This is a genomic window from Neobacillus soli NBRC 102451 (genome assembly GCF_001591665.1).
In the GTDB taxonomy this organism is placed as follows: Bacteria; Bacillota; Bacilli; order Bacillales; family Cytobacillaceae; genus Neobacillus; species Neobacillus soli.
The window spans coordinates 1-24,698 of sequence record NZ_BCVI01000034.1; the positions used below are offsets into that span (position 1 = coordinate 1).

A 24,698-nucleotide genomic window follows, 5' to 3' on the forward strand; every position below is an offset into this window, starting at 1 on the left:
CTTTTTACCGCTCGCAGGCGATTCCGTCTTTATCACGATCTCTTCCTTTATTAGCATCGTAAAGTGCCTTTGAAACAAAGGGCTTATATTTCGTTTTTCCACCTTTGTTTTTCGTTTTGGCTGTACGGGCAACGCCGCCCTTGTACACCTTATTCAAATCCTTACAGTTTTTAAACTTGACGATTTTTGTCTTTGCCTCGACAACATGGCTGGAACTTGGACCATAAGAGATCCCAAGAACTAATCCTAAAGCTAACAAGATAGTAAGAAAACGTTTCAATGTAACTGCCCCCTTTTCCATAAAAATTCCTTTTCTAATCATAATCCAATTTAATAACATTATCAATATGTAAAGATGAATAACATCCAAAAAAAAGGCATCCACTGTTAGGATTGTGAATGCCCAGGGTAAGTGAGTTTATTTCTTTGTTAACCTTGATAACTCACTGAGTGTTTTTCCTTTAAAAATGGTTTTAACAGGGCCTACGTTTTTTGCATAATAGCGGGTGTACCCAAAATCATCCTTCACCTCGATACAATCTTTAAACGTACCTGCCGCGGTTTTAACCATCTTTTTTATAGAAGTAATTCGTTCCTGTCCGTCCCCTTCATATCCAACATCCCACTTTTGGCCAACCTTCACTGGATATTGGATATCGGTATAATATTCGGAATCGATATAACCCGTATATAATCCTTTGCTGTTTTCTCTAACAATAAAGGTTTCCTTTTTATTTGTGGAAGATGAGTAATACCAGATGTCCCAGCCATAATACTTTTTGCCTGTTGGGATTAACTTGTAAGTCCCTTCGGATCCTTTATAGGTATAGACCTTGGTTTTGTCGAGTAAATAGCTGGTCCTCTTCGATGTGAATTTCAAATACGTTGTCATAACATAAGCCTTTTTTGTTTTGTATTGTATTTGCGACCAGCCAGATTTTGTTTTGGAATAGACCGTGACTTTGGCCCCTTTTTTTACGGTTCCTACTTTTGGGGATTTGATAGAAGGCTTTTCTCTTACATTTAACGTTTTCGATGTGACCGTGGCAGAGGATTTAGAAGCCGCATATGTAGTTGCGTTAAAAGGAAAAAAGATAACAAGCAGCAAAGTTAATACTGTAGATAATTTAATAAAGGTTTTCAATACCATCCCTCCGTTTCTATTTCTATTGTAAGGAAAGGGAGCTTGTTGATAAACGAATACTTAAACAAAAATATAGACAATTCCGGGCCGGCGGGTGTCGGAATATGTATAAATATGGAAAATATAATTGTGTTCCATAACAAAACACCAATAGTGTAACAAGTTTCGTTTCAATAGCATCTTAATAGATTCATTATTTCGACTTATTTGTAAGCAATAAAGTCATTTACCTTGAGCGTGAATTTGGGTATGATGTCAGGTGGAATCTATCTTTGTATGGAAAAGGGGCGGAGTTCCGCAAAAGTGATTTGGTTTTTTCCAGTTCAAGCGAAAAATATACATTTTTCACAATGAATTAGAAAAAGCTTAGCTTCGCTCACACCGCCTCTATTAGGTGACGAAGGCTAGTTCTCTGAATTTATCTTTATGGTAGTTGGTGGTGTGGAGCACCATATTGGTTTTGAATAAAGTTGAAAGGCTGTGGAATCCTTTGAAATTATTTTTTAAAAATTATCAATTTACCCTTATTCTCCTTTCCTCCATTGTCATTGGCGGAGCGGCTGGCTTGATCTTCGGGACAAAGACGGCAGTTGTTAAGCCGTTTGGGGATTTATTTCTCAATTTAATGTTCATGGTAATCGTGCCCTTAGTATTTTTCAGCATTGCATCAGCGATTGCGAATATGAATGGGATGAAACGGCTTGGAAAAATTATGGGCAGCATCGTGGTGGTTTTCCTCGTGACCGCATCTGTGGCAGCAATCCTTGGACTTATCGGTGCCTCCATTATTCATCCGATTGAAAACGCCGATATTGCCTCAATCAAAGAGGTAATGAACCATTCCACCGTGGAGACCGATGCCGAGAAATTATCGTTTCTAGATCATTTGGTCGCAACCTTCACGGTACCGGATTTCAATTTATTGCTGTCAAGAAGTAATATGCTCCAGTTGATTGTCTTCTCGGTTCTGTTTGGAATTTCGACAGCAATGGTTGGCGAAAAAGCGAAACCCGTTACCGACTTTTTATCATCAGCAACGGCTGTTATCATGAAAATGGTCAGCATCATCATGTATTATGCCCCAATTGGGCTGGGCTGTTATTTTGCCGCGGTCATTGGCGAACTGGGCCCGCAGATTTTAGAAGGATACGCCCGCTCGTTTATGCTGTACCTGATTCTTGCTTTGATTTATTATTTTGGCTTCTTCACCCTTTACGCCTACATCGCCGGCGGCAAGGCCGGGGTCAAGCTTTTTTGGAAAAATGCCATCACGCCATCGGTCACAGCGATTGCGACTTGTTCAAGTGCCGCATGTATTCCTGTCAACCTTGCGACCGTTAGAAAAATGGGTGTGCCAAAGGATATCGCTGAAACGATTATTCCGCTTGGTGCAAACACACATAAAGATGGTTCCGTCTTCGGCGGCGTGCTGAAAATCGTCTTCCTGTTTGCGTTATTCGGAAAGGATTTAACAAGCATTTCCAATCTATTAAGCGTTCTAGCTGTCGCCTTTTTAGTTGGCGCGGTGATGGGAGCGATTCCCGGCGGCGGGATGATCGGCGAAATGCTGATTATTAGCGTCTACGGATTCCCGCCGGAAACCCTACCGATTATCGCCGTCATCAGCACAATCATTGATGCCCCAGCGACCCTGCTCAATTCAACTGGGAATACCGTTTGCGCTATGTTGGTGACACGATTGGTTGAGGGAAAAAACTGGATTAGTAAAACCTTTAAAAGCGGCGAAGAAGTCGCATAGGTGCCTGACACTATACTAATTGTCCTCATGAATCCTCATGAGGGCATTTTTTTAAAATGGTAGTTTGATGGTTACCATGTTTTGGGTTAAGATTTAAGGAAGAAAAGTATTTTTCTAACTAAACGAGGTGTTCATAATGGAAAATGAAAATACCGAAAAAATCCGTAACAAGGCTGGATTATCAAATAGCGAAATACTAAGTGAACGCCTCAATTTAACTTTAGCTTTTAGTAAAAGATTTCAAATGTCAACAGCCGTTTGTTACCTGCGATTATATTTTCCACTTGAGCTATCCCAAACTAATGATGATGAACTCGAACCTGCCCTTAGCAGAAAAATAGTCGCGAGATTAAAACATGTCCTTAGAGATATTGATACAGTTGCAAGAATAAATAGAACAGATTTTGTCCTACTAATAGCGGATATTACTGAGCACGATTGTCAAGTCATCTGTGAGCGGATTATTCGCTCGATTTCTGCTACGTTTACGATTGATTTTCATCATTTTTCAGTGCCCAGTAATATCGGAATTTGTATGTATCCCTATGGATCTGAAGAACCACATGAACTGAAATCCATAGCCAAAGCACAAATGTATGTAGCAGAAGCGCTTGGGGAAAATCACTTCTCGTTTTATAATGGGGAGTTAAATAAGAGCGCCTACCGAAAAGTGTTAATTGAAAATAATCTTCCCTATGCACTGAAGAAAGGCCAGCTTTTTGTTCAGTACCAGCCACAGTATTGCTTGAGGCAAAGGAAGATAGTGGGGGCAGAAGCCTTAATTCGCTGGAATCACCCCAGCTTGGGTGAAATTCCTCCAGCTGAATTTATTCATTACGCCGATAATGCTGGCATGTTGAATCATCTTTTTTTCTGGGTTTTCGGAGAGGTTTGTCAAACGATTGCTAATGAGAAGAACCGGAAGTTAAAATATTCAATCAACTTGTCCGTGAATCAACTCTTATTGGAATATCTTTTAGAGGAAATCGCCAATATTTTAAAGCGATATACGCTATCGCCGGCGCAAATTACGTTGGAAATCACTGAAAATGTTGAGATTTATTCGGTTAAAAAGGTGAATGAGCGATTACATTGTTTAAAAGAGATGGGTTTCACAATCGCTTTGGATGATTTTGGAAATGGCTATTTCTCGTTTTCAGACTTTATTAAATTACCGCTTGATTTTATTAAGCTAGATCGAGATTTTGTGATTAGTTTAATGAAAAATAAACAACATCAAAGCGTCATTTCGCCAATTATTACTATGGCCCATAATCTGGGGATGCAGGTGGTCATTGAAGGAATTGAGGACAAGACTCAGTTTACGGAATGGCTTTTGCTGGACTGTGATATTATTCAGGGATACTTTATCGGTAAACCAATATCGTTCGCTGAGCTTATTGATTCCATTGGCGAAATCGAGGAAAGAGTTGGAGCGGTTTGAAGGAAGGAGTTTTTATGAAAAAGACATGGAAGGATATTCTATTAATAGTAATCGGTTCACTGATCTTTGCTGTGGGTGTTAATTATTTTACGATACCAAACCGGCTCTCAGAAGGCGGTGTTTTGGGGATTACCATTATTACCTACTATTTGTTTCATTGGTCCCCGGGTATGGTCAACCTAGTTTTAAATTTGGCGCTCCTAGCGGTTGGTTATAAATTTTTTGAAAAAAGAACCTTTGTTTACACACTGGTTACGATTGCCGCGAGCTCTGGTTTTTTATTTTTTACAGAGGATATTGGCAAACGGTTAACAGAGGATACTCTATTGGCATCCCTTTTTGCTGGATTGCTGGTTGGTGTCGGCTTGGGCTTGATTTTCCGGGCTGGCGGAACCTCTGGAGGATCGACAATCCTAGCTAGGCTGGCTAATCAATTATTAGGTTGGAGTATTGCGAAGGCCATGCTCATTATTGACGTAGCCGTCGTGGCCGGTTCCGTTTTTATCATTGGCTTGGAAAAAGCGATGTATACCTTGCTGATTGTTTACATTGGGGCGAAAGCCATCGATTTCATTGTTGCGGGACTGGACGAACGGGTCGCGGTTTTGATCATTTCCAATTCGCCCGAGTTAGTCCTCGATGGCATCACCCGTAAAATGTCCCGTGGTTTGACGGTATTGGACGGGCGCGGCGGCTACACCGGGCAGAACAAAGACGTGTTATACCTTGTCATCAATAAACAGGAAATCGTCCAACTGAAAAATATCATCAACGGAATCGACGAAAATGCCTACGTCACAATCCATAATGTCCATGAGATGATGGGGAAAGGATACAAGGCAGGTTAGTTGGTGCCTTTGAGTTGGTGCCTGACACCACGCGTGGACAAATGTCTTTTTGTGGTGTCAGGCACCGCCTATATTTTCCCCACGCTCACTCGCCCGGAAAAGAAGACGGCTCCGCCGCCCATATCGGCGATGCGGTCGGGGGTAAGGTTGTTAACGTTCTGCTTTGTACTTTCTGAATCTACCCAAAGTCCCTGGGTAGCAACTACTCCTGGCAGGACATTTTCGCCTAAGGATACCTTTAGCTCACATTCCCCGCGCCCGTTCCAAACGCGGACAATTTCACCATCATCAATGCCTGCCTTAGCCGCATCCTTTTGATTCATATGCAAGCGTGGCTCCTTTTCCAAACTGATGTGCCTTTGGTTGTTGGAAAAAGTAGAGTTTAAGAAATGATGATTAGGCCCCGGGACAAATTGATAGGGATGATTGCCATCATTCACTAAAGGAACATACGTTGGCAATGGGGGATACCCATCCGCTTTCATCTGCTCTGAAAATAGTTCGATTTTTCCGCTGGGGGTCGGCAGTTTTCCTGGGAACAATGGTTTCACCTTGGCCTTCAAATAGTGCTGCTCCACCAGGGCATCGTAATGAATCCCTTCCAAATAAGGATTGCGCGGGTTATCAAGCGCCCCGGCAATCATCTCTGCTTCTGTTTCCATTAAAGGTAAATCCTCAAAACCCATCCCTTTTGCAAGCAGCCGAAAAACGTCAACATTTGATTTTGACTCTCCATATGGTTCGATGACTGGCCGCTGAAGTTGAAGATAATGATGCCAGTACGATGTATAAAAGTCTGTATTTTCAAAGGAAGATGTGGCCGGTAAGACAATATCCGCGTACTTGGCTGTTTCGGTTAAAAATAACTCGTGGACGACAAGGAATAAATCTTCGCGCGCTAAACCTGTTCTGACTTTATTGCTTTCAGGTGCAACCACTGCAGGGTTCGAGCCGTACACGTAGAGTGATTTTACGGGTGGGTCTAGCGTTAGTAATGCTTCGCCGATTAGATTCATATTAATCACACGTGTGTGTTTATTTTTCAACAAATCCGGTCGCTGCAGTCTTTCAGTATTCGGAGCCAGATAGGCCGAATTCCCTTTAATCGCACCACCGCCTTTCACTAGCCACTGACCAGTAAGGGCAGGAAGGCAAGAAATAGTACGGACAAACATGCCGCCATTGTCGTGGTGCTGCGGCCCGTTGCCAATCCTGATAAACGAAGGAGAGGCTGTGCCATAAAGGCGGGCCAGCTTGTAAATATCCGCTACTGGTACGCCCGTGATTCCTGAAACGGTGACCGGGTCGTATTGGACGACATGCTTACGAAGCTCGTCGTGTCCAACCGTATATTTTTGTAAAAAGTCGTAGTCCGCCATGTTTTCGCTAAATAAAATATGCATCATTCCTAGGGCAAGGGCACTATCGGTACCTGGTAAAATCGGAATAAACCAGTCTGCTAATCTACCAGTTTGATTTTTATGGACATCGATAACGATGATTTTGGCACCATTTTGCTTGCGTGCTTTTTGCGCGAGGGCAACTTGGTGCATGTTCGTGCTGGCGGCATTAATACCCCAAAAGATGAATAACTTGGAGTGGAGCGTATCTTCAGGGTCGATTCCCAGGCTGCCGCCCATCGTATATTTATAGCCGACGGATCCTGCGGATGAGCAAATGGTTCGGTCTAGCTGTGAAGCGCCTAAGCGGTTGAAGAAACGGCGGTCCATTCCTTCCGCACTAAGTCTTCCCATATTTCCATAAAAACTGTAGGGAAGAATGCTTTCCGGCCCATCTGATTGAATAAGCTCTGTCCAACGGGAGGTAATCGTGCTTAGGGCTTCCTCCCAGCTGATGGGTGTGAACTTTCCTTCGCCTTTAGCGCCCGTGCGTTTTAGCGGATATTTCAGACGCTTTTCATCATAAATTCGTGCCCCCATATTCCGCACTTTGCTGCAAATATGCCCTTTTGTAACCGGATGCTGGGGGTCACCATTTACTTTGGTGATTTTTCCGTTTTCTTTGTAAAGTAACAACCCGCATTGGTCAGGACAGTCCAGCGGGCAAACAGCATGAAACACACCGTTTTGTTGCATAGTGGTATCTCCTTTCTTTTGGTGTCAGGCACCACCTAATTATTGATTTTCCGTAAAAGTATTTTATGAAATATTGTTGGTTTTTAAAAGTTAGGTAGTTGTTGTTTATTAGTATAATGGAAGAAACGCTCTTGTGCCAGGAAGCACCTGGGGAATTAGAAATTGACCTGGGGTGCATTAATCAGGGTTCAACTTTGTAGGGTGATGGATTCTGACTGATTAAAATGATTCTTGTACACTATCATACATAGTCAGTTAAGGAGTGATAAAACAATGGAGCAGATGGTTTCATTTTTTGGGTATTTTGCGGCAATTCTAACCACACTTTCTTTCCTTCCGCAGGCGATAAAAACAATCAAGGAGAAAAACACGGAGGGAATCTCTTTAATGATGTACAGCCTGTTCACTGCAGGAGTATTAATGTGGCTGATTTATGGACTATTTATCAAAGATATTCCAATCATTGTTGCAAACCTTATTACCTTTATACTGGCGGTAACTATATTGGTTTTTAAGGTAAGGGATAGTCAAGGGTGAAAATAAATGTGACCGCTCTCCAACTGGAAAGAGGTCATTTTTTATGATTCTAATGGTGGTAAGGTTGACAGTTGGAACATCGGTTTGTTACAATTATCTCGAATTCGAGATATTTTTTTAACGAAAATGGATATACCAAATATAAGGGGGGATTTCAATGAAGTTGTTAGGCTTACATCATGTGTCGATCCTAACTGGCAAAGCGGAAAGGAATTTTCACTTTTATACAAAAGTATTAGGATTGCGGCTAGTTAAGAAAACGGTGAACCAAGACAATACCGAGTCCTATCATTTATTTTACGGAGATGCAAAAGGGAGTCCGGGGACGGAGATTACCTTTTTTGACATACCAGGACTTGGTCACACGTATCCAGGTGTTTCTAGTATTTCTTCCACATCCTTCAGAGTCAAAGACACAGTGTCACTCCGTTATTGGGAAGAGAGATTCGAGCAATTGGGTATTCACCATGGAACGATTGAAAAAAGAGCTGGCCGTGACACACTTGCCTTCCAAGACTATGAGGGCACTCGGTTAGTATTAGTGGCAGATAATGGTGAAAAGGGTGTTAGGGCAGGTGAGGCATGGGGACAAAGTGATGTGCCTGTCGAACACGCGATTATTGGGTTAGGACCTGTGACACTAACATTAGCGATTCCGGAGCCAACAATCGGTGTTTTAACGGAAGTCATGGGCTTTAGACATGTTGGGTCTTATCCTTCACTAGCGGGAGAATTCCCTGATATTCAGGTATATGCTACGGGTGAGGGCGGCCCTGGAGCAGAGGTGCACATTGAAGCAAGACCAGATTTACCGAGGGAAAGGGCCGGCCGCGGCAGTGTCCACCATGTTGCTTTTCGTGTTCCAAATGAAGAGGAATATGAATATTGGGTTAAACGCATTGCGTCGTTTGGACTGATGAATTCCGGAAAAGTGGAACGATACTATTTCAAAGCCTTATATTTTCGTGAACCGAATCATATCTTATTTGAATTATCGACGGACACACCGGGATTTGATGTCGACGAACCGATGGAAACAATGGGTGAACGGTTAGCGTTGCCACCCTTTTTAGAACCGCGTCGTCAGGAAATTGAAGCCAAATTGCGTCCATTAGATTTGGATCTGTAGTAAAAAAAGTAACCAATTGTGCACAAGAAAAGTCCTCGAAATTATCGGGGGCTTTTCTTGTGCTTGTACTTGGTCCTTGGAGGCTTTTGTGAAGCTTAATCGAAGCATCAATTTTTAATGACGTTTCGTAAATCATTATTAACCTTGCTGGCGGTCCTTTTGGACACTGCCGCCGTCTGAATCACCGCTCCACGAGGATATTTCTGAATCACGGGGATTATGGCTGTTGGAATCACTATTTTCAGGCGTCAGTTCAGTCCCGCATTTCTGTTCAAGACTGGGGAAGATAAAAAATGCCGCAATAATTGCTAAGGTTCCGAAGAATTCCTGTATCCAAAAAATGAGGTATATACCAAACCCGAAAAGGATCCCACCAATCAACCATTGAATGATTCTTACTGCTCTCAGAAGCATCCCCCCAAAATGTAATGTAAAATTATAATCCCTATAAAATAAATATTAACACCCGGGACTTTTTATTCACTTTTCAAAGAGCTATTTGCGGTGTATTGTAAATTTCATCCAACTGTGACCTGTTTGTAGTGTTACATCAGTGTTATTGGTGCCATTATTGGTGTTTTGTGGTGTCACTTTGTGGTGTCAGGCACCGATTGTGGACAAATGTCCGTGCACGGTGGACAGTTTTGATTGGGTGATATTTTGGTAGGAAGGGGGAAGTTTTTTGATGGATTGTGCAGGATTTTTGGGGTTGGTGTCGAATGGTATTAGTGGGTTGAAATCGTTTCTTCCGTTTCTTCTCATCTACGATGGCTTAGCCTCTTTTTTACCCTTTTTTCCGCCTGTCTTGCCCAAAAATCCATCATTTACTAAGGAGTGATTGCAAATGGTTCGCAGTGTTCGTACTTGGTTTGAAGGTGCGAAGTATCATGTTACTAGTAGAGGAATTAGAAAAAGTTCGCTTTTTTATGAGGATGAGGATTATCAGAAATACCTCGCCATCGTTGACAACACCAAGACCCATTACCCCTTCGATCTCCACACATACTGTCTAATGACCAATCACATTCACCTTCAGCTCGAAACAATCACAACCCCACTTAGTATCATCATGAAAATGATCAACACGAAATATGCCAAGTATTTTAATAAAAAGTACGGTTTTTCGGGCCATGTGTTTGAAAAGCGTTATGGCGACGAGCTGCTCAATTCCCCAGAATACGAGATAGATGTAAGCAAATATATTCATTTAAATCCAGTGGAAGCGGGAATGGTGGCAGCGCCGGAGGATTATCCGTGGAGCAGCTACCGGGCCTATGTCCGCAGTGTGCAAATCCCACTCATTAACACCAGCCCACTTCTATCTTATTTTCCCGAACCAGCCACACAACAGTACGAAAATTATATGAAATCCCTGCCTACAGATAAGTTCTTTTGGGAGGAAGGCAAGATTTTCATCATGGATAGGGAGGTTCTTCCATGTGGGCAAAAGTGACCAGCATTGGTTTAAAAGGGATGGAAGGGTACCGCGTGAATGTGGAGGTGGGTTCTTATGGTGTCAAAAAACATGGTGTCAGGCACCACCCGCGGACAAACCACTCGGTTTGTCCACGTGGGGTGGACGGTGGTGAAGCGATTTTTAAATAAACAACAGCAGGCTTAGTGCCATAACGGCCATGCCGCCAATTAGGCCATAGATTGATAGGTGTGCTTCATCGTATCTCTGTGCTGCGGGCAGCAATTCATCAAGGGATATAAACACCATAATTCCTGCAACGGCAGCGAAGATGATACCGAACATGACGTCATTTAAGAAAGGCATCAAGAAAAGGTAAGCCACTAACGCGCCAACGGGCTCAGATAATCCGGACAAGAACGAAAGTTTAAAGGCCTTTTTCTTATCACCTGTCGCAAAGTAGACAGGGACGGAAACGGCGATACCCTCAGGAATATTATGAATAGCAATCGCTACGGCAATGGCTATTCCGAGTGCCGGATCCTGCAATGCCGAGGTGAAGGTTGCAATCCCCTCCGGGAAGTTATGAATACCGATGGCAAGAGCCGTAAAGGTCCCCATTTTTAATAAATCAGGCTGATTGCCCTTACTTCCATGACTATTCATATCCTCCACTGTCTTCAGTTCGTGGGGGTTGCTTTGCTTGGGAATAAATTTGTCAATACTGGCAATCAACAACATGCCCGCAAAGAAACCGCCAACGGTCAGCCAGTTCCCCGGACCGGTCCCCAGGGCGTTGACAAGCGCTACCTTAGCTTTTGCAAAAATTTCAATCATCGACACATAAATCATCACACCTGCAGAGAACCCAAGGGTTACCGATAAAAATTTGGTATTCGTGTGCGATGTGAAGAAGGCAAGAACGCTGCCAATCCCGGTTGCAAGGCCAGCAAATAATGTTAATCCAAAGGCTAATAACAAATTTTCCGTCACCTTTAACTCCTCTCCCTTCATGGAATGTATCTCATCAAATTCCCATCATCTCGAATAAACCTTTTTTGTGTAGGTTATATTTTATATGCGCTAACCCAGAATTGTTTCCTTTATAAAACTTTTTACAATATTGTTTATGGTGTTATTGGTGTCAGGCACCATTCATGGACAAAAAAACGTATTTGTCCACATGGGAGGATACTTGCTGGCAGCATCCCAAATATGGCGAAGGGGGGGAAGGGTATTTTGGCAAATCATTCTAGCAATTAAACTCGACGAGTATTGAAATGTTATAATTTCTATAATTATTTGGAAATTCATCTTGCGTACATTTCCTAGTGGTGATATTATCAAATTATAAAAATCTAAACGTTTACATTTATAACTGGAAGAACAAACGGTTGCTAAACTTTACGAAAAAGATTTTGTATCGGAAAATCTAAACGTTTACATTTTAGAAGTTTATATTTTAGGAGTTTACATATTATGGAGTGCAAACCGACTATTGAGGATGTAGCCAAGCTTGCGAGTGTTTCGATTGCAACTGTATCTAGGGTAATAAACAACCAAGGCGGCGTTCGAAAGGTTACTGAAGAGAGAATTGTAAACGCTATCAGTGAACTTGGTTATATCCGCAGTGCTCTGGCTAGGAGTATGAAGCGAAAAGAAACGAACACCATTGGGATTATTGTGCCAGATATTACCAACCCATTTTTTCCGCATGTTGTTGCTGGAATCGAGCAGAAGGCAAGAGAAAAAGGTTATTACACGATACTCAGCAGTACAAATGAATCCACAATTATCGAAGAAGAGATTGTTAGAATCTTTATCGAACGTGGGGTGGATGGCGTCATCATTACAACAGCAAATGAAACGGGTGACCATATCAAACTGCTTCAGGATCAAGGTATTCCAATTGTTGCTGTTGACCGGACTATTAAAAATTTTGAGGTAGATACAGTGTTGGTTGATAACGTGAATGGGGCCTATCAGGCTGTCCGCCAATTAATTTTACAGGGACATGAACGAATTGCGATTATTTGTGGACCGCAGAACACAACGCCAGGCCGGGAACGCTATTTAGGTTATAAGAAGGCGCTGGAGGAATATAATATTCCCCTTGATTCCAGTTTGGTTATTCAGGGTGATTTTATGGAAAATAGCGGTTACAAGGGTGCGTTACGTTTGTTTTATTCAAATAATCGTCCAACTGCGATATTTTCATCGAATAATCAGATGACGATAGGCTGCGTTAAAGCTCTGACTGAACTGGATTGGAAGTTGGGCGAAGAAGTCTCCTTTATTGGCTTTGATGATGTCGAAATTGCCACCTTCATCAAACCGAGACTATCTGTTGTCTCGCGGCCAATGACGACGATTGGCGAAATCGCTTTTCAATTATTGTACGAACGCATTCATTTTAAAGGAAATCTCCCTAAACGGGAATTTTTATTAACACCCGAATTAAAGATTCGAGAGTCATGCCATAAAATCTAAACGTTTACATTTTGAAGCTAGGAGGAAGAAATTATGAAAAAAGGCGGAATTCTAAATCCGAAGATTAACCAATTAATCTCTGAAACTGGTCACACTGATTACATCGTCGTAACTGATGCAGGCTTACCGATTCCGGAAAATGTTACACATCGTATTGATTTAGCACTGAAAGAAGGAGTACCAAGTTTTTTAGACACCCTTGATACTGTTTTAACCGAGCTCGAGGTTGAGAGGGTGATTTTAGCAGAAGAAGTTAAAACGGCTAGTCCAGAAATGCATGACCAAATCGTGAGCAGATTCCCAAATCTACCGGTTGAGTATGTTCCACATGTGGAATTTAAGCAGCAAACAAAACAGGCAAGAGGGCTGATTCGGACAGGTGAGTTTACCGGATATGCGAATGTCATTTTAGTTGCAGGTGTTGTTTATTAATATTTTGACCTCATCCAAAGGGGGAATGGGCAAGTGAGTACAGCATTGCTGGAAATGAAAGAAATATCGAAGGAATTTCCTGGAGTGAAGGCGCTTGATCACGTATCGATTCGCGTAAACCAGTCCGAGATTCTTGCCTTGCTGGGTGAAAATGGAGCCGGGAAATCTACCTTAATGAAGGTGCTGGCAGGTGTTCATCAGCCAAGTAATGGGGAAATCTACATAAATGGAAATCCGGTAACGATTGAAGGTCCCAAGCATTCACAAAGCCTTGGAATTAGTATTATTTATCAAGAATTTAACCTGATTCCACATATGACTGTTGCTGAAAATATCTTTATCGGCAGGGAGCCTCGTAAAACAAAAGGTATCCTCGACCGCAAGCAAATCAAGCGGGAAACAAGGAAATGGCTTGATCGAGTCGGTTTGACGAGGGTATCTCCCGAGGCATTAATTGCCGAATTATCCGTTGCTGAGCAACAATTGGTTGAGATCGCCAAAACGCTCTCGTTTAACGCGAAGATTATTATTATGGATGAGCCGACAGCGGCTTTAAATGATGAAGAGACAAATAAGCTCTTAGCAATTATGAAAGAGTTGAAGCAGCAGGGAATGGGTGTCATTTTTATCACGCACCGCTTGGAAGAGGTCCTTGAAGTTGCCGATTCAATCGCTGTATTAAGAGATGGAAAGTATATCGGAAGCGCTTTGGTGAAGGACGTTACGAAGGATGATATGGTGACGATGATGGTCGGGCGTGAGCTGACGGAACTCTTTCCTGAAAAAGGTATCCCAACTAATCAAGTTTGCCTTGAGGTAAAGGATGTTTCGGTGCCAGGCGCCCTTGGTGACATTAACTTTACCGTAAGAAGAGGTGAAATCCTCGGAATTGCGGGGTTAATGGGCTCCGGCCGAACGGAGCTTTCGAAGGCGATTTTTGGATTATACAACAATATGACTGGGACTGTGAAGGTTGATTCGAAGCCTGTAAAGAGCCCTAGAGGTGCGATTGATGCTGGAATTGCCTTAGTAACGGATGATCGGAAGCAGGAAGGTCTTGTTCTTGGTTTATCGGTTTATGAAAACTTACTGTTACCCTCTTATCGAAAAATTTTCAAGTTTGGTATTCAACAGAAGCGAAAAAAGGACGAGATTGTCAACCAATGGATTAACGATTTAAAGATAAAGGTTCATGATCCAATGGTTGAGGTAAGAACCTTGAGCGGTGGAAACCAGCAGAAGGTGGTTCTTGGAAAGTGGCTGCAAATGAATCCGAAGGTGCTCATTTTGAATGAACCAACTAGGGGTATTGATGTTGGTGCAAAGGCGGAAATCTATCAGATTATGAAAAGGCTTACGGATGATGGAATTTCGATTATTATGATGTCATCCGAAATGCCGGAATTGCTGGGGTTGAGTAATCGAATCCTGGTAATGAATGAAGGGCGAATTACCGCTGAGCTTAGCCAAAATGAAGCAACTCAGGAAAAAATCTTTTATTACGCATCCGGGGGTGTGATGAATGCCTAGTACAACACCAGTCCAAAAGCAAGAGGAGAAGAAGGCGGGGTTCAATTGGCTTTCACTCATTGAAAAATATCGTGTACTACTAATTTTTATCGTATTATGCGTGATTGCAGGAGTTCTGTCGGATGTATTCTTTACGATGAGTAACGTCATGAATGTGCTTCGACAGGTTTCTATTATTGCGATTATCGCGAGTGGGATGACGTTGGTTATTTTACTAGCTGGAATAGACCTTTCCGTCGGTGCAGTTATGGCTTTTTCTGGTGCAATTTTAGCAGGGGCCTTAACAGCTGGCTGGCCGCTTCCGCTTGCAATAATGGCCGCTCTTGGAGTAGGTCTAGTATTAGGAATCTGTAATGGTCTTTTTGTAGCGAGATTTGGAATTCCTTCCTTCATTGTAACGCTGGCAATTATGGTTATTGCACGCGGGATGACGCTTGTTTATACAAAGGGTTATCCACTAGTTGTTAGTAATGAACCTTTCCGATTTATAGGAAGCGGAAGAATTTTTGGTATCCCAGTTCCAATAATCCTCATGTTTGTCATCTTTGGAATCATGTATTGGATGTTAAAATACACCAGCTTTGGCCGCTATATCTATGCAATTGGTGGAAATGAAGAAACAGCGATTCTTGCGGGGATAAACGTTAAGGCTATTAAAATAGCTGTTTTTGGAATTGCTGGTTTACTATCAGCCCTATCCGCAATTATTTACACTTCAAGATTAATGTCTGCACAGCCGACAGCGGGTAATGGAATTGAGTTGGATGCAATCGCTGCAGTTATTATCGGTGGGACAAGTTTAGCAGGAGGGAAAGGAGCTGTTACCGGAACGCTAATTGGTGCATTAATCATGGGCGTTCTCGATAATATTTTGAATTTAATGAATGTGTCTCCGTTCTATCAAAGTATTGCCAAGGGTCTCGTTATATTAGTAGCTGTATTAGTAGATAGTAAGTTTTCAAAAATTAAAAAATAAGACATTGGAGGTATTAGGATGAAAAAGATTATTTCATTATTGGCAATGTTTGTGGTTATTATTGGTCTGGTTGGATGTAGTATGGACGAGGGGTCCAGCAAGAAAACAGATTCAAAGGCTAAGGATAACGGTAAATTAAAAGTTGGTTTATCGATGAATACATTAAACAATCCTTTCTTCGTTGCTGTGAAAGAAGGAGCAGAAGCACAGGCCAAGGAAGATAAGGTTGATCTCGTTATTACGGATGCACAAAACGATCCTGGTAAACAATTATCTGACGTAGAAAATCTTTTACAACAAAATATCGATGTGTTAATCATTGACCCAACTGATAGTGATGCAATTGCTCAAGCTGTTAAAAAAGCGAACGATGCAAAAATCCCTGTATTTACAATTGATCGCAACTCTAATGGTGGTGAAGTAATTACTCATATCGGTTTTGACGCCCTTAAGTCTGGTAATATTGCAGGAAACTTCCTAAAGGATGCGCTTGGTGGTAAAGGGAATATTGTGGAGATTCAAGGGATCTTAGGAACAAACGTAGGACAGTTCAGAAGCAAAGGCTTCAATGAAATTATCGATGCTACTCCTGGCTTTAAGGTGGTAGCAAAACAAGCAGCAAACTTTGACCGCGGTGAAGCGATGAAAGTAATGGAAGACATTCTTCAGGCAAACCCTAAGATTGATGGAGTATACGCAGCAAACGACGAAATGGCACTTGGCGCATTAGCAGCAATTGAAGCAGCTGGACGCTTGGATGAAATTACGTTAATTGGCTGTGATGCGATTGATCCATCTCTTGAAGCGATTAAAGCTGGTAAAATGGAAGCAACTATAGCCGAGCCACCATTCTTCCTTGGAAAAGAAGCGGTTTTAACTGCTCTAAAGATTTCTAAGAAAGAAAGTGTGGAAAAGGAAGTAATTTTAGATTCTACTCTTGTTACAAAGGATAATGTTACGACAGTAAAAACAAAATAATCTCTGTTTTGAATACCGCTTGCCAAGCGGTCAATCCAAATCGGTGATAAGGTAAAAACGCAATTGTTTTGCGTTTTTACTTTTATCATCATGGATAAAATATCTTAGGAGGGGGATAATATGTCGAAAATTGTGGTAGTGGGAAGTTATGTTGTCGATTTAATGAGCCGCACTCCTCATCTTCCAAAGCCAGGTGAAACGGTTCTTGGCGGACCATTCAAAATGGGTCCGGGTGGCAAAGGTGGAAACCAGGCAACCGCTGCGGCACGCTGTGGTTCAGAGGTAACTTTTGTTACGAAATTGGGCGATGATATTTTTGGAAAAGAAGCATTAAAACATTTTAACAGTGAGAAAGTGAATACCCAATACATAAAAGTTGATCCAAACCTGGCAACTGGAGTAGCGTTGATTGAGGTGGATGATCAAAGCGAAAACAGCATTGTTGTCGCTTTGGGTGCTTGCGGCACCATTTCTGAAGATGAAGTATTGGAAGTCGAAGAAAAAGTAAAGGAAGCAGATATAGTTTTGCTTCAATTAGAAACGAGTATCGAAGCGGTTGTCACGACTGTGAAGCTGGCAAAAAAATACGAGGTACCCGTGATTTTGAATCCAGCTCCATTTCAGGAGTTTCCAAGGGATATCCTTAAGGAAGTTGCCTACATTACTCCAAATGAAACAGAGGCTTTTGAGTTGAGTGGAATTGAAGTAAGGGACGAAGAAACGGCGTTACTAGCGGCGATAAAGATTTACGAAATGGGTGTTGGTACGGTTATCATTACATTGGGAAGTAAAGGAGCATTCCTTTATACAGGTGGAGAACGGGGCCAACTAGTTCCAGGTTTCAGGGTGGAAGCGGTCGATACAACTGGAGCAGGAGACGCCTTTAACGGAGGATTTGCCTATGCAATCAGCAACGGAAATTCGGTGAAAGATGCCATGACCTTCGCCCACGCTGTTGCAGCCTTATCCGTAAAAAAAATAGGCACAGCACCCGCCATGCCACAAAAGTATGAAATAGAAGAGTTCTTAGCTCAAAGAGTGGACTAGCGGGTGTCAGGCACCATCCGTGGACAAATAGGGCTATTTGTCCGTGTGGAGAGGACAGCGATTGATTTCATCATCCAGTAAGTTTCTATAGGGAATAAAAAGTGGCTGATTCTAGGTGATTTATAACGCACCCTGAGCCAGCCACTTCCTGATAAATATTATTATAATTCTATTTGCTTCTTAAGTTCGTTTTGAAATCTTAGCTGTTCTCCGGTGTTACCAAGCCAGAGGAAATTTTATTGTTCATGGGACTCTTTTCTTGGATTTCCCTTTGATGAATGTTTTTTTGCCACTCAAAAGTTTTTTTGATGTTTACAAATAAGGCATTTTTTAAAACTCTTTACCAAGAGCAGTGAAGATATCCGATAAACTCAATCCCTTGTTGATTACTGCTTGAATAATTTAGCGTTGTCTTGATTAGCGGCCAAGCTAAGCGTGGTGTCAGGCACCGCTATTACATTCCCCCTCCCCTTACTCTGGTTTTTCTTCCTCATCTTTTTTCTGTTTTTTCTGGTGTTCTTGCAGGGCAAGGAGAATGTCCTGGACATCGATTTTTCCATCTTTGTTTAGGTCGGCTAAGGTATTCTCCGGAACAACAGGCGGAGGAACCGGTGCAGGTACAGGGGCAACGACTGTTTCCGCTGCATTTGGCTTTTTCGGCCTAAAAACAAAGGTAAATACAAGCAGAATAATAATCAGCAGTCCGGAAACCCCATCAACGATGTAGAAGAGCGTTGTATAATCGGACCACAGCGTCTTACTACTGCCCATCTTTTTCTCGGAATTCGCGATATATTGTTTGATTTCAGAGTGATTTGGATAGATTCGCTGGACGGCCTCAAATTTATCTAAGGCATGCTTATAATAGCCGCCCCAATAAAGAGCAAGCCCCTCTTTATAGAGTTTATCCGTGTCACTGTTCGTATTTTTAACCCCGGCCTGATTGACAAATTCCTTTACCGTATTCACTGGTACGGCAAAATTAAATCCTTGGACCTCCTGGCCGTTCACCGTATCGCCTCTAAAGGTTAATAAACCAACAATCTGTCCTTTTTCATTAATGACCGGCCCGCCGCTATTTCCGTGTGTGGCTGCCGCATTTAATTGAATTACCGGACTTCCTTGTTCTGTTTTCTTTGAAGTAGCTGAAATCTGCCCGGCATTCATGGAAGAAACAAGGGAGGAATCCGGCGATAACAGTTCTGAATCACCTGCTGCTGGGTAGCCGCTGACCCAAATATTTTCTTGGTTTTGGATATTATCTGAGTTTCCAAGTGGTAAGGTAGGCAGGTTCTTTCCTTCAACTTTTAGAACGGCTACATCTTTCCCTTCATTGATAGGGGCACCGTAACTTTTAATTTCGCCGTCAAGAATATCTCCACCGGGTAATATTACCTTTAGCACCTTCTTAATACCGGTGTATTGCGTATGTTTGACCATATATTTATAGGCTACTTCATAGTCAATTTTATAGTGGTCTGCCATGATTGTAACAAGTTGTTTAAAGGCGGCACTGGTGATACCGGCGTCATCCATCTTGGATTGTTCGACCACATGGGCATTTGTAACGATATATCCGTCAGAGCTTATAATCGCACCGGACCCAGACCCGCCAATAATACTTTGATAGTTTAACTTATCCAAAATAGCCGCGACTTCAGGGTCATTGGCGGCGTTATTAAACTGCCAGCCAACCACAGCGTAGTCGATGATCCGAACCACAGCAGGCTTAGAGTACTCAGCAAGCTTTTGGGCTTGAGAAATGTTCCCGGCAGCAGGCTTGATATTTAATAGGAAGAGAGAGGCAACCATGACGGCAATAAGTACCAAACTGATCGGTACAGTAAAAAGGGCTCTTTTTTTCAAAATAAAATCCACCTCTTAGTTCGAATATTTAAAAAATTATACTCTGCACTATATTCGGAGGTGACTAAAAGGGAATATTGTACATGTAAAACTTTTGGCGAAAGTTGGTTAAGTACAGAAGATCAAATTGGTGATCCCACCTGTTACCACAATCCTGCTTTAATCCACTTATGTAATTTGTTATCATGATAGATAGGGCTTAACCGGCAATAATTATTCAGAAATACATAGGAATTGTACAATGACTGTTGCTGTACAACGTGGAGGTCTTATGGAGAATCAATTGAAAATAATGACTGTTTTTGGAACAAGACCGGAAGCGATTAAAATGGCTCCGCTTGTCAAGGAATTGGAAAAATATCCGGATAAAATTAAATCCATCGTTACGGTCACAGCGCAGCACCGAGAAATGCTTGACCAAGTGCTGCATATTTTTGGAATTGCACCTGATTATGATTTAAATATAATGAAGGAACGTCAAACATTAATTGATGTCACTACCCGAAGTTTAGAAGGACTCAGCCAAGTATTGGCGGAGGTAAAACCGGATATCGTCTTGGTCCATGGCGACACGACGACGACTTTCGCAGCAAGCTTGGCTGCTTTCTATCATTCCATCCCTATTGGACATGTGGAGGCGGGGCTTCGGACTCATAATAAGTATTCACCCTACCCTGAGGAAATGAACCGCCAGTTGACAGGCGTCTTGGCCGATCTTCATTTTTCGCCAACGAGACAATCAAAGCAAAACCTTTTAGTTGAAAATAAACGGGAAGCTGGCATTTTTATCACGGGAAATACCGCCATTGATGCGTTAAAGACGACGGTAAAAACGAATTATTCACATCCTGTTTTAGATAAAATTGGGGATGACCGATTAATTTTAATGACGGCTCATCGACGGGAAAATACCGGTAAACCGATGGAAAACATGTTCCGTGCGATACGCCGTGTGGTTGAAAAGCACGGGGATGTTCAGGTGGTCTACCCGGTTCATATGAATCCCGTGGTGAGGGAAATTGCCAACCGTGTATTAGGGGACAACAACCGCATTCATCTGATTGAGCCGCTAGATGTGATTGATTTTCATAACTTTGCCTCCAGGGCCTATTTGATTTTGACGGATTCCGGTGGCGTCCAGGAGGAGGCACCATCGTTGGGTGTGCCAGTGCTGGTGCTGCGGGATACAACGGAACGGCCGGAAGGAATTGAGGCCGGGACTTTGAAACTTGCCGGAACAAATGAAGAAACTATCTATGGTTTGGCAGACGAACTGTTATCCAATAAGGAGGCACATGACCAAATGGCCAAAGCCTCCAACCCATACGGAGATGGCCAAGCCTCCAAACGAATCGTCGAAGCCATCCTCTACCACTTTGAAAACGGCGAGAACCGGCCAGCGGACTTCGGCGGCGAATAATTTTAAGCAGTTTAAGTAGTGTCAAAACAATGTTGTCACCAATGGTGACAACATTGGTGACAACAATGGTGTCAGGCACCACGCGTGGACACTTGTCCGCGTGGGTAGGACACGCTGGAGGAATGGGGTAAATTATGAAGCTGAAAAAAATCCATCATGTTGCGGTGATTTGTTCGGATTATGAAAGGTCCAAGGAATTTTACGTTCGGATTTTGGGGCTGACACCCATAAACGAAGTCTATCGAGAGGGAAGAGATTCCTATAAGCTGGATTTGGAAGTGAACGGCCAATACCAGATTGAGTTGTTTTCGTTCCCTAATCCTCCTGCTCGGCCAAGCTATCCGGAAGCGGCCGGATTAAGGCATCTTGCCTTTGAAGTGGATGATATCGAAGAGGCAGTGCACAATTTAACTGAACATCACCTCCATGTTGAAACCATTCGCTTTGATCCCATAACAAACAAGAAATTTACCTTCTTTGCTGATCCAGATGGGCTTCCGATTGAACTTTATGAAAGCTGATTTAATGCAGGTTATCGGTTTTGGAATATGGAATAATAAATGGATAAAATAAAGGGGCTTCCGATATACCGGCAGCCCTTTCTAGTTAAAGTGACTTAAGATTTTATCAAAAAATTTAATATATGCCCATACCTGAATTTATACTTGGAAGGCCGTATTCGCTTGGCGCCCATGTGCCATATCCGCTGCCCAACCCTGGATTGGGTTGATATGGACCATATGTGCCCATAGTAGGTCCGTATCCTGGGTAACCAACAGGCGAAGCACTTGTGGTGCCGTAACCGACTTCCGGACCATAACCTGGGTAACCCGGGTAACCTGGGACAGGTGCATAACCAACCGGACTTCCGTAGCCATAAGCACCATAACCAACAGGGGCCGATCCATGTGCCAGTCCGGAGCCTAAATAGCCTAATCCCAGCCCAAGCAGGCCAGCTCCCAATGTTCCAAATCCAGTATTAGAGTTGGGCTGGTTTCCATGATGGTGGGGGTATCCGTGGTGTTGTTGCCCCCCATGTTGAGTTTGGCCGCCGTGATGATGCTGCTGGTTTCCATGAGGTTGCTGTCCCCCGTGTTGAAACGTGCCTCCGTGCTGCTGGTTTCCATGGTGCTGCCCTCCATGTTGAAATGCGTCCCCGTGGTGCTGCTGCCCTCCATGCTGAAACGGGCCCTCATGATGCTGGCCCCCGTGTTGAAATTGGCTCCCGGACCCATGGTGGTGCTGGCTACCTTCCTGCTGTTTCTTTTGCTTGTGCTGCTCAACAGGCATGCGATAAGGATAATACAAAAGAATCCCCTCTCTCCTCTTTATCATTTAGCCTATGCAGCCCTTAATATTATTCTTGGGCAGGAGCCCATAATTCCGAGAATCCAAGGATGGTGGGCCATGGATTCTTAGTTCATCAACTCAATCCTTTGTCGTTCCTTTCATTGTAGAATACGTCTCAAGTCTTAGATTTCTTTCCGTTTGTGGTCCATGGCAGGCAGGAGTATTTTCGTGTATTGTGGAAGTAGTAAATGGAAATAACCTTTTTTTGATAGGGAATTTTGAAGAATGTGAAACATTCATTTGCTTCATTCGTATCAATAGAAAGGATTATTAGTCAGGAGTCGATTAATTATGAACCCTTTTCTATCGTTTCTTGTTCGCTCGTTTGTAGCCGTCCCGATAACCGTTATCACTTGGCTGGTATGTATGATTCCTTTAGGACTTACCTTATTGCCTTCGACTGGATATGCATTACTGGGAGGGGTCCTTACTCACTTAGTCCTGTCGGTATTTATGAATACTCGCTTTTTAAAAAGACATCAGTTATCAAGGAAGGAATATCGCTACATTAAGAAAAATCTCGCCGAGGCGAAACAGAAAATTAACCGCTTGAATAAAAGCATTTTTAAGATTCGTGATATTTATTCCGTTAAGCAAAGAATTGACATCCACCGGATTACCAAAAAAATACACAAAATGGCAACAACGGAGCCGAAGCGTTTTTATAAGGCTGAAGAATTTTATTTTTCCCATTTAGATTCCGTCGTTGAACTCACAGAAAAATATAGCTTTTTATCCGCCCAGCCAAAGAAAAACATGGAGATGGGCCAATCCCTGATTGAAACGCGTCACACATTGAATGAACTAACAAAGTTATTGGAAGAGGATTTATATCACGTGATATCCGATGATATCGATAACTTAAATTTTGAAATAGATGTTGCAAAGCATTCCATTAATAAGAAAAAGGATGCAAAATTTCCTGAAGAGAATAGGTGGCTGAAATGAGCGAAAACAACCCAATCCAACCCAATAAAGCTGGTAATTTATTAGACGATATCCTTGCCAATCCATTTGGTGATAATCTTGAACTTGCTAAAAACCCAGTTGTGCAACCAAGTGAGGTCAGGCCGGTAAAGTTAATTGATGTGATTCCGGAAGAAAACAGGGCAAAGGCGTATCAGATTGCTGAACAGATTGACCCGGCAAACCATCAATCAATGATATTATACGGGACCCAAGCACAAGGAAAGCTGCTGTCCTTCTCGCACACGATGCTTGAACATGTTCAGAAACAGGATGTTGGCGAAATCGGGGAAATCATTAGTGACTTAATGAAGAGGTTAGATCAAGTGAATCCGGATGAGCTGAAGGATGGGAAGCCATCCTTGTTTGCACGTATGTTTGGAAAAATTTCAAGCTCCCTGCAAGAAGTTCTTTCAAAATACCAAAAAACAGGAGCCCAAATTGATCGAATCAGTGTGAAGCTCGACCGTAGTAAAAATGTCCTCATGTCCGATATCAAATTGCTCGAGCAGCTTTATGAAACGAATAAAGAATACTTTCACGCCCTGAATGTCTTTATCGCCGCTGGGGAAATCAAGCTGGAAGAAATGCAGGAGAAAACCATCCCTCAGCTAAAAAAAGCAGCTGAAGCGGCAAATGATCAAATGAAGTTTCAAGAAGTCAACGATATGATCCAATTTGCTGACCGTTTAGACAAGCGCCTCCATGATTTGAAATTAAGCCGTGAAATCACCATTCAAAGTGCTCCACAAATCCGGTTGATTCAAAACACGAACCAGGCACTTGTCGAAAAGATTCAATCTTCGATTATGACGGCAATCCCATTATGGAAGAATCAAGTCGCGATTGCGCTAACATTAATTCGCCAGCGCCACGCTGTTGAGGCTCAAAAGCAGGTTTCCAAAACCACCAATGAATTGCTCTTGAAAAATGCAGAAATGCTGAAAACCAATACAATCGAAACAGCGAAAGAAAACGAGCGTGGCCTCGTTGATATCGAAACATTAAAGAAAACGCAGGAAAGCCTTATAACTACCCTTGAGGAAACGATGCGCATCCAAGAGGAAGGCCGCCACAAACGCCGCCAAGCCGAACAAGACCTTGCGGCCATGGAAAACGACCTGCGACTAAAACTATTAGAGATAAAAGGAAAATAATTAAAAAGGGGCCCCGCTACAGGTTGAATGCAGCGGGGCCCTCTTTTTGTGCATCAGAAACAAATCATGTTAAGTAAACAGTGTCCACCCGGGGCGGACACTTGTACATGAATGG

24 protein-coding genes are annotated in these 24,698 nt (G+C 42.6%); 17 read left to right on the forward strand and 7 right to left on the reverse strand.

Translation table 11 applies throughout. The annotated features are described in order from the left end of the window. Positions 1 to 4: 4 nt before the first annotated feature. Both BSO02S_RS12465 and BSO02S_RS12470 read right to left on the reverse strand, forming a co-directional pair. On the reverse strand, positions 5 to 280 hold the full coding sequence (locus tag BSO02S_RS12465) for an excalibur calcium-binding domain-containing protein (protein ID WP_066067433.1): 276 nt from the start codon (positions 278 to 280) through the stop codon (positions 5 to 7). Positions 281 to 418: 138 nt separating this feature from the next. Continuing rightward, positions 419 to 1,144, reverse strand: coding sequence for an SH3 domain-containing protein (locus tag BSO02S_RS12470; protein ID WP_066067361.1), 726 nt, complete (start codon positions 1,142 to 1,144; stop codon positions 419 to 421). Between the two features lie 490 nt (positions 1,145 to 1,634). On the opposite strand from BSO02S_RS12470, the gene BSO02S_RS12475 reads away from it, so the two are divergent. The 3 genes from BSO02S_RS12475 (at position 1,635) to BSO02S_RS12485 (ending at position 5,195) form a co-directional block, all read left to right on the forward strand. Further along, positions 1,635 to 2,903, forward strand: coding sequence for a dicarboxylate/amino acid:cation symporter (locus BSO02S_RS12475; protein WP_066067436.1), 1,269 nt, complete (start codon positions 1,635 to 1,637; stop codon positions 2,901 to 2,903). A gap of 136 nt (positions 2,904 to 3,039) precedes the next feature. Then, on the forward strand, positions 3,040 to 4,347 hold the full coding sequence (locus BSO02S_RS12480; protein ID WP_066067364.1) for a putative bifunctional diguanylate cyclase/phosphodiesterase: 1,308 nt from the start codon (positions 3,040 to 3,042) through the stop codon (positions 4,345 to 4,347). A 14-nt stretch (positions 4,348 to 4,361) separates the two neighbouring features. Further along, positions 4,362 to 5,195 (forward strand): YitT family protein, encoded by an 834-nt coding sequence (locus tag BSO02S_RS12485; RefSeq protein WP_066067439.1) that lies wholly within the window; start codon positions 4,362 to 4,364, stop codon positions 5,193 to 5,195. A 68-nt stretch (positions 5,196 to 5,263) separates the two neighbouring features. Here the strand turns inward: BSO02S_RS12485 and BSO02S_RS12490 are convergent, their stop codons facing one another. After that, entirely contained in the window at positions 5,264 to 7,291 is a 2,028-nt protein-coding gene (locus BSO02S_RS12490) for a molybdopterin oxidoreductase family protein (RefSeq protein WP_066067367.1), read from the reverse strand. A gap of 273 nt (positions 7,292 to 7,564) precedes the next feature. On the opposite strand from BSO02S_RS12490, the gene BSO02S_RS12495 reads away from it, so the two are divergent. Further along, positions 7,565 to 7,828, forward strand: a complete 264-nt coding sequence (locus tag BSO02S_RS12495) for a SemiSWEET transporter (RefSeq protein ID WP_066067368.1) — start codon at positions 7,565 to 7,567, stop codon at positions 7,826 to 7,828. Positions 7,829 to 7,985: 157 nt separating this feature from the next. After that, positions 7,986 to 8,957 (forward strand): ring-cleaving dioxygenase, encoded by a 972-nt coding sequence (locus tag BSO02S_RS12500; RefSeq protein ID WP_066067370.1) that lies wholly within the window; start codon positions 7,986 to 7,988, stop codon positions 8,955 to 8,957. A gap of 138 nt (positions 8,958 to 9,095) precedes the next feature. On the opposite strand, the gene BSO02S_RS12505 is transcribed toward BSO02S_RS12500, so the two are convergent. Further along, the gene (locus BSO02S_RS12505; protein ID WP_066067372.1) at positions 9,096 to 9,371 is read right to left on the reverse strand and encodes a hypothetical protein; all 276 of its coding nucleotides are present in this window, start codon (positions 9,369 to 9,371) and stop codon (positions 9,096 to 9,098) included. Positions 9,372 to 9,801: 430 nt separating this feature from the next. Between BSO02S_RS12505 and BSO02S_RS12510 the strand changes: the two genes are divergently transcribed. Continuing rightward, complete coding sequence (locus BSO02S_RS12510) at positions 9,802 to 10,410, forward strand: transposase (RefSeq protein ID WP_066067375.1); 609 nt, start codon at positions 9,802 to 9,804, stop codon at positions 10,408 to 10,410. After that, entirely contained in the window at positions 10,395 to 10,562 is a 168-nt protein-coding gene (locus BSO02S_RS27085; protein WP_157081458.1) for a hypothetical protein, read from the forward strand. The genes BSO02S_RS12510 and BSO02S_RS27085 overlap by 16 nt, the downstream gene beginning before the upstream one ends. On the opposite strand, the gene zupT is transcribed toward BSO02S_RS27085, so the two are convergent. After that, entirely contained in the window at positions 10,555 to 11,364 is an 810-nt protein-coding gene (gene zupT, locus BSO02S_RS12515; protein WP_066067442.1) for a zinc transporter ZupT, read from the reverse strand. The genes BSO02S_RS27085 and zupT overlap by 8 nt on opposite strands. Before the next feature lie 486 nt (positions 11,365 to 11,850). Between zupT and BSO02S_RS12520 the strand changes: the two genes are divergently transcribed. The 6 genes from BSO02S_RS12520 to rbsK all read left to right on the forward strand — a co-directional run bounded on the left by BSO02S_RS12520 (position 11,851) and on the right by rbsK (position 17,824). Continuing rightward, positions 11,851 to 12,861, forward strand: a complete 1,011-nt coding sequence (locus BSO02S_RS12520) for a LacI family DNA-binding transcriptional regulator (RefSeq protein ID WP_066067376.1) — start codon at positions 11,851 to 11,853, stop codon at positions 12,859 to 12,861. Positions 12,862 to 12,894: 33 nt separating this feature from the next. After that, on the forward strand, positions 12,895 to 13,293 hold the full coding sequence (gene rbsD / locus BSO02S_RS12525) for a D-ribose pyranase (RefSeq protein WP_066067379.1): 399 nt from the start codon (positions 12,895 to 12,897) through the stop codon (positions 13,291 to 13,293). A gap of 33 nt (positions 13,294 to 13,326) precedes the next feature. Beyond that, positions 13,327 to 14,823: a sugar ABC transporter ATP-binding protein gene (locus tag BSO02S_RS12530; protein WP_066067382.1), complete on the forward strand. Its 1,497-nt coding sequence runs from the start codon at positions 13,327 to 13,329 to the stop codon at positions 14,821 to 14,823. Next, entirely contained in the window at positions 14,816 to 15,799 is a 984-nt protein-coding gene (locus BSO02S_RS12535) for an ABC transporter permease (protein WP_066067384.1), read from the forward strand. Before BSO02S_RS12530 ends, BSO02S_RS12535 begins: the two co-directional genes overlap by 8 nt. Before the next feature lie 18 nt (positions 15,800 to 15,817). Beyond that, the gene (locus tag BSO02S_RS12540; RefSeq protein ID WP_066067387.1) at positions 15,818 to 16,777 is read left to right on the forward strand and encodes a substrate-binding domain-containing protein; all 960 of its coding nucleotides are present in this window, start codon (positions 15,818 to 15,820) and stop codon (positions 16,775 to 16,777) included. Between the two features lie 120 nt (positions 16,778 to 16,897). Next, positions 16,898 to 17,824, forward strand: coding sequence for a ribokinase (gene rbsK, locus BSO02S_RS12545; protein ID WP_066067391.1), 927 nt, complete (start codon positions 16,898 to 16,900; stop codon positions 17,822 to 17,824). A gap of 471 nt (positions 17,825 to 18,295) precedes the next feature. On the opposite strand, the gene BSO02S_RS12550 is transcribed toward rbsK, so the two are convergent. After that, positions 18,296 to 19,690 carry a serine protease gene (locus tag BSO02S_RS12550; protein WP_066067394.1) on the reverse strand — a complete coding sequence of 465 codons (1,395 nt, stop codon included), beginning with the start codon at positions 19,688 to 19,690 and terminating at the stop codon, positions 18,296 to 18,298. Positions 19,691 to 19,961: 271 nt separating this feature from the next. Between BSO02S_RS12550 and wecB the strand changes: the two genes are divergently transcribed. Together wecB and gloA2 are read left to right on the forward strand one after the other, a co-directional pair. After that, entirely contained in the window at positions 19,962 to 21,110 is a 1,149-nt protein-coding gene (gene wecB, locus BSO02S_RS12555) for a non-hydrolyzing UDP-N-acetylglucosamine 2-epimerase (RefSeq protein ID WP_066067397.1), read from the forward strand. A gap of 134 nt (positions 21,111 to 21,244) precedes the next feature. Then, positions 21,245 to 21,631 carry an SMU1112c/YaeR family gloxylase I-like metalloprotein gene (gene gloA2, locus BSO02S_RS12560; RefSeq protein WP_066067400.1) on the forward strand — a complete coding sequence of 129 codons (387 nt, stop codon included), beginning with the start codon at positions 21,245 to 21,247 and terminating at the stop codon, positions 21,629 to 21,631. A gap of 115 nt (positions 21,632 to 21,746) precedes the next feature. Here gloA2 and BSO02S_RS12565 read toward each other — a convergent pair whose 3' ends face one another. Further along, a complete protein-coding gene (locus BSO02S_RS12565) occupies positions 21,747 to 22,418 on the reverse strand; it encodes a hypothetical protein (protein ID WP_066067403.1) in 672 nt (223 codons plus the stop codon). Between the two features lie 333 nt (positions 22,419 to 22,751). Between BSO02S_RS12565 and BSO02S_RS12570 the strand changes: the two genes are divergently transcribed. Further along, the gene (locus BSO02S_RS12570) at positions 22,752 to 23,408 is read left to right on the forward strand and encodes a 5-bromo-4-chloroindolyl phosphate hydrolysis family protein (protein WP_066067406.1); all 657 of its coding nucleotides are present in this window, start codon (positions 22,752 to 22,754) and stop codon (positions 23,406 to 23,408) included. Beyond that, positions 23,405 to 24,583, forward strand: a complete 1,179-nt coding sequence (locus BSO02S_RS12575) for a toxic anion resistance protein (protein WP_066067409.1) — start codon at positions 23,405 to 23,407, stop codon at positions 24,581 to 24,583. Before BSO02S_RS12570 ends, BSO02S_RS12575 begins: the two co-directional genes overlap by 4 nt. The last annotated feature ends 115 nt before the right edge of the window (positions 24,584 to 24,698 follow it).

Bases quoted from the DNA above. Each gene is read 5' to 3' on its own strand.
- BSO02S_RS12480 (WP_066067364.1), top strand. From the start codon at position 3,040: ATGGAAAATGAAAATACCGAAAAAATCCGTAACAAGGCTGGATTATCA.
- BSO02S_RS12485 (WP_066067439.1), top strand. From the start codon at position 4,362: ATGAAAAAGACATGGAAGGATATTCTATTAATAGTAATCGGTTCACTG.
- BSO02S_RS12490 (WP_066067367.1), bottom strand. From the start codon at position 7,291: ATGCAACAAAACGGTGTGTTTCATGCTGTTTGCCCGCTGGACTGTCCT.
- BSO02S_RS12495 (WP_066067368.1), top strand. From the start codon at position 7,565: ATGGAGCAGATGGTTTCATTTTTTGGGTATTTTGCGGCAATTCTAACC.
- BSO02S_RS12500 (WP_066067370.1), top strand. From the start codon at position 7,986: ATGAAGTTGTTAGGCTTACATCATGTGTCGATCCTAACTGGCAAAGCG.
- BSO02S_RS12505 (WP_066067372.1), bottom strand. From the start codon at position 9,371: ATGCTTCTGAGAGCAGTAAGAATCATTCAATGGTTGATTGGTGGGATC.
- BSO02S_RS12510 (WP_066067375.1), top strand. From the start codon at position 9,802: ATGGTTCGCAGTGTTCGTACTTGGTTTGAAGGTGCGAAGTATCATGTT.
- BSO02S_RS27085 (WP_157081458.1), top strand. From the start codon at position 10,395: ATGTGGGCAAAAGTGACCAGCATTGGTTTAAAAGGGATGGAAGGGTAC.
- BSO02S_RS12520 (WP_066067376.1), top strand. From the start codon at position 11,851: ATGGAGTGCAAACCGACTATTGAGGATGTAGCCAAGCTTGCGAGTGTT.
- rbsD (WP_066067379.1), top strand. From the start codon at position 12,895: ATGAAAAAAGGCGGAATTCTAAATCCGAAGATTAACCAATTAATCTCT.
- BSO02S_RS12535 (WP_066067384.1), top strand. From the start codon at position 14,816: ATGCCTAGTACAACACCAGTCCAAAAGCAAGAGGAGAAGAAGGCGGGG.
- BSO02S_RS12540 (WP_066067387.1), top strand. From the start codon at position 15,818: ATGAAAAAGATTATTTCATTATTGGCAATGTTTGTGGTTATTATTGGT.
- rbsK (WP_066067391.1), top strand. From the start codon at position 16,898: ATGTCGAAAATTGTGGTAGTGGGAAGTTATGTTGTCGATTTAATGAGC.
- wecB (WP_066067397.1), top strand. From the start codon at position 19,962: ATGGAGAATCAATTGAAAATAATGACTGTTTTTGGAACAAGACCGGAA.
- gloA2 (WP_066067400.1), top strand. From the start codon at position 21,245: ATGAAGCTGAAAAAAATCCATCATGTTGCGGTGATTTGTTCGGATTAT.
- BSO02S_RS12570 (WP_066067406.1), top strand. From the start codon at position 22,752: ATGAACCCTTTTCTATCGTTTCTTGTTCGCTCGTTTGTAGCCGTCCCG.
- BSO02S_RS12575 (WP_066067409.1), top strand. From the start codon at position 23,405: ATGAGCGAAAACAACCCAATCCAACCCAATAAAGCTGGTAATTTATTA.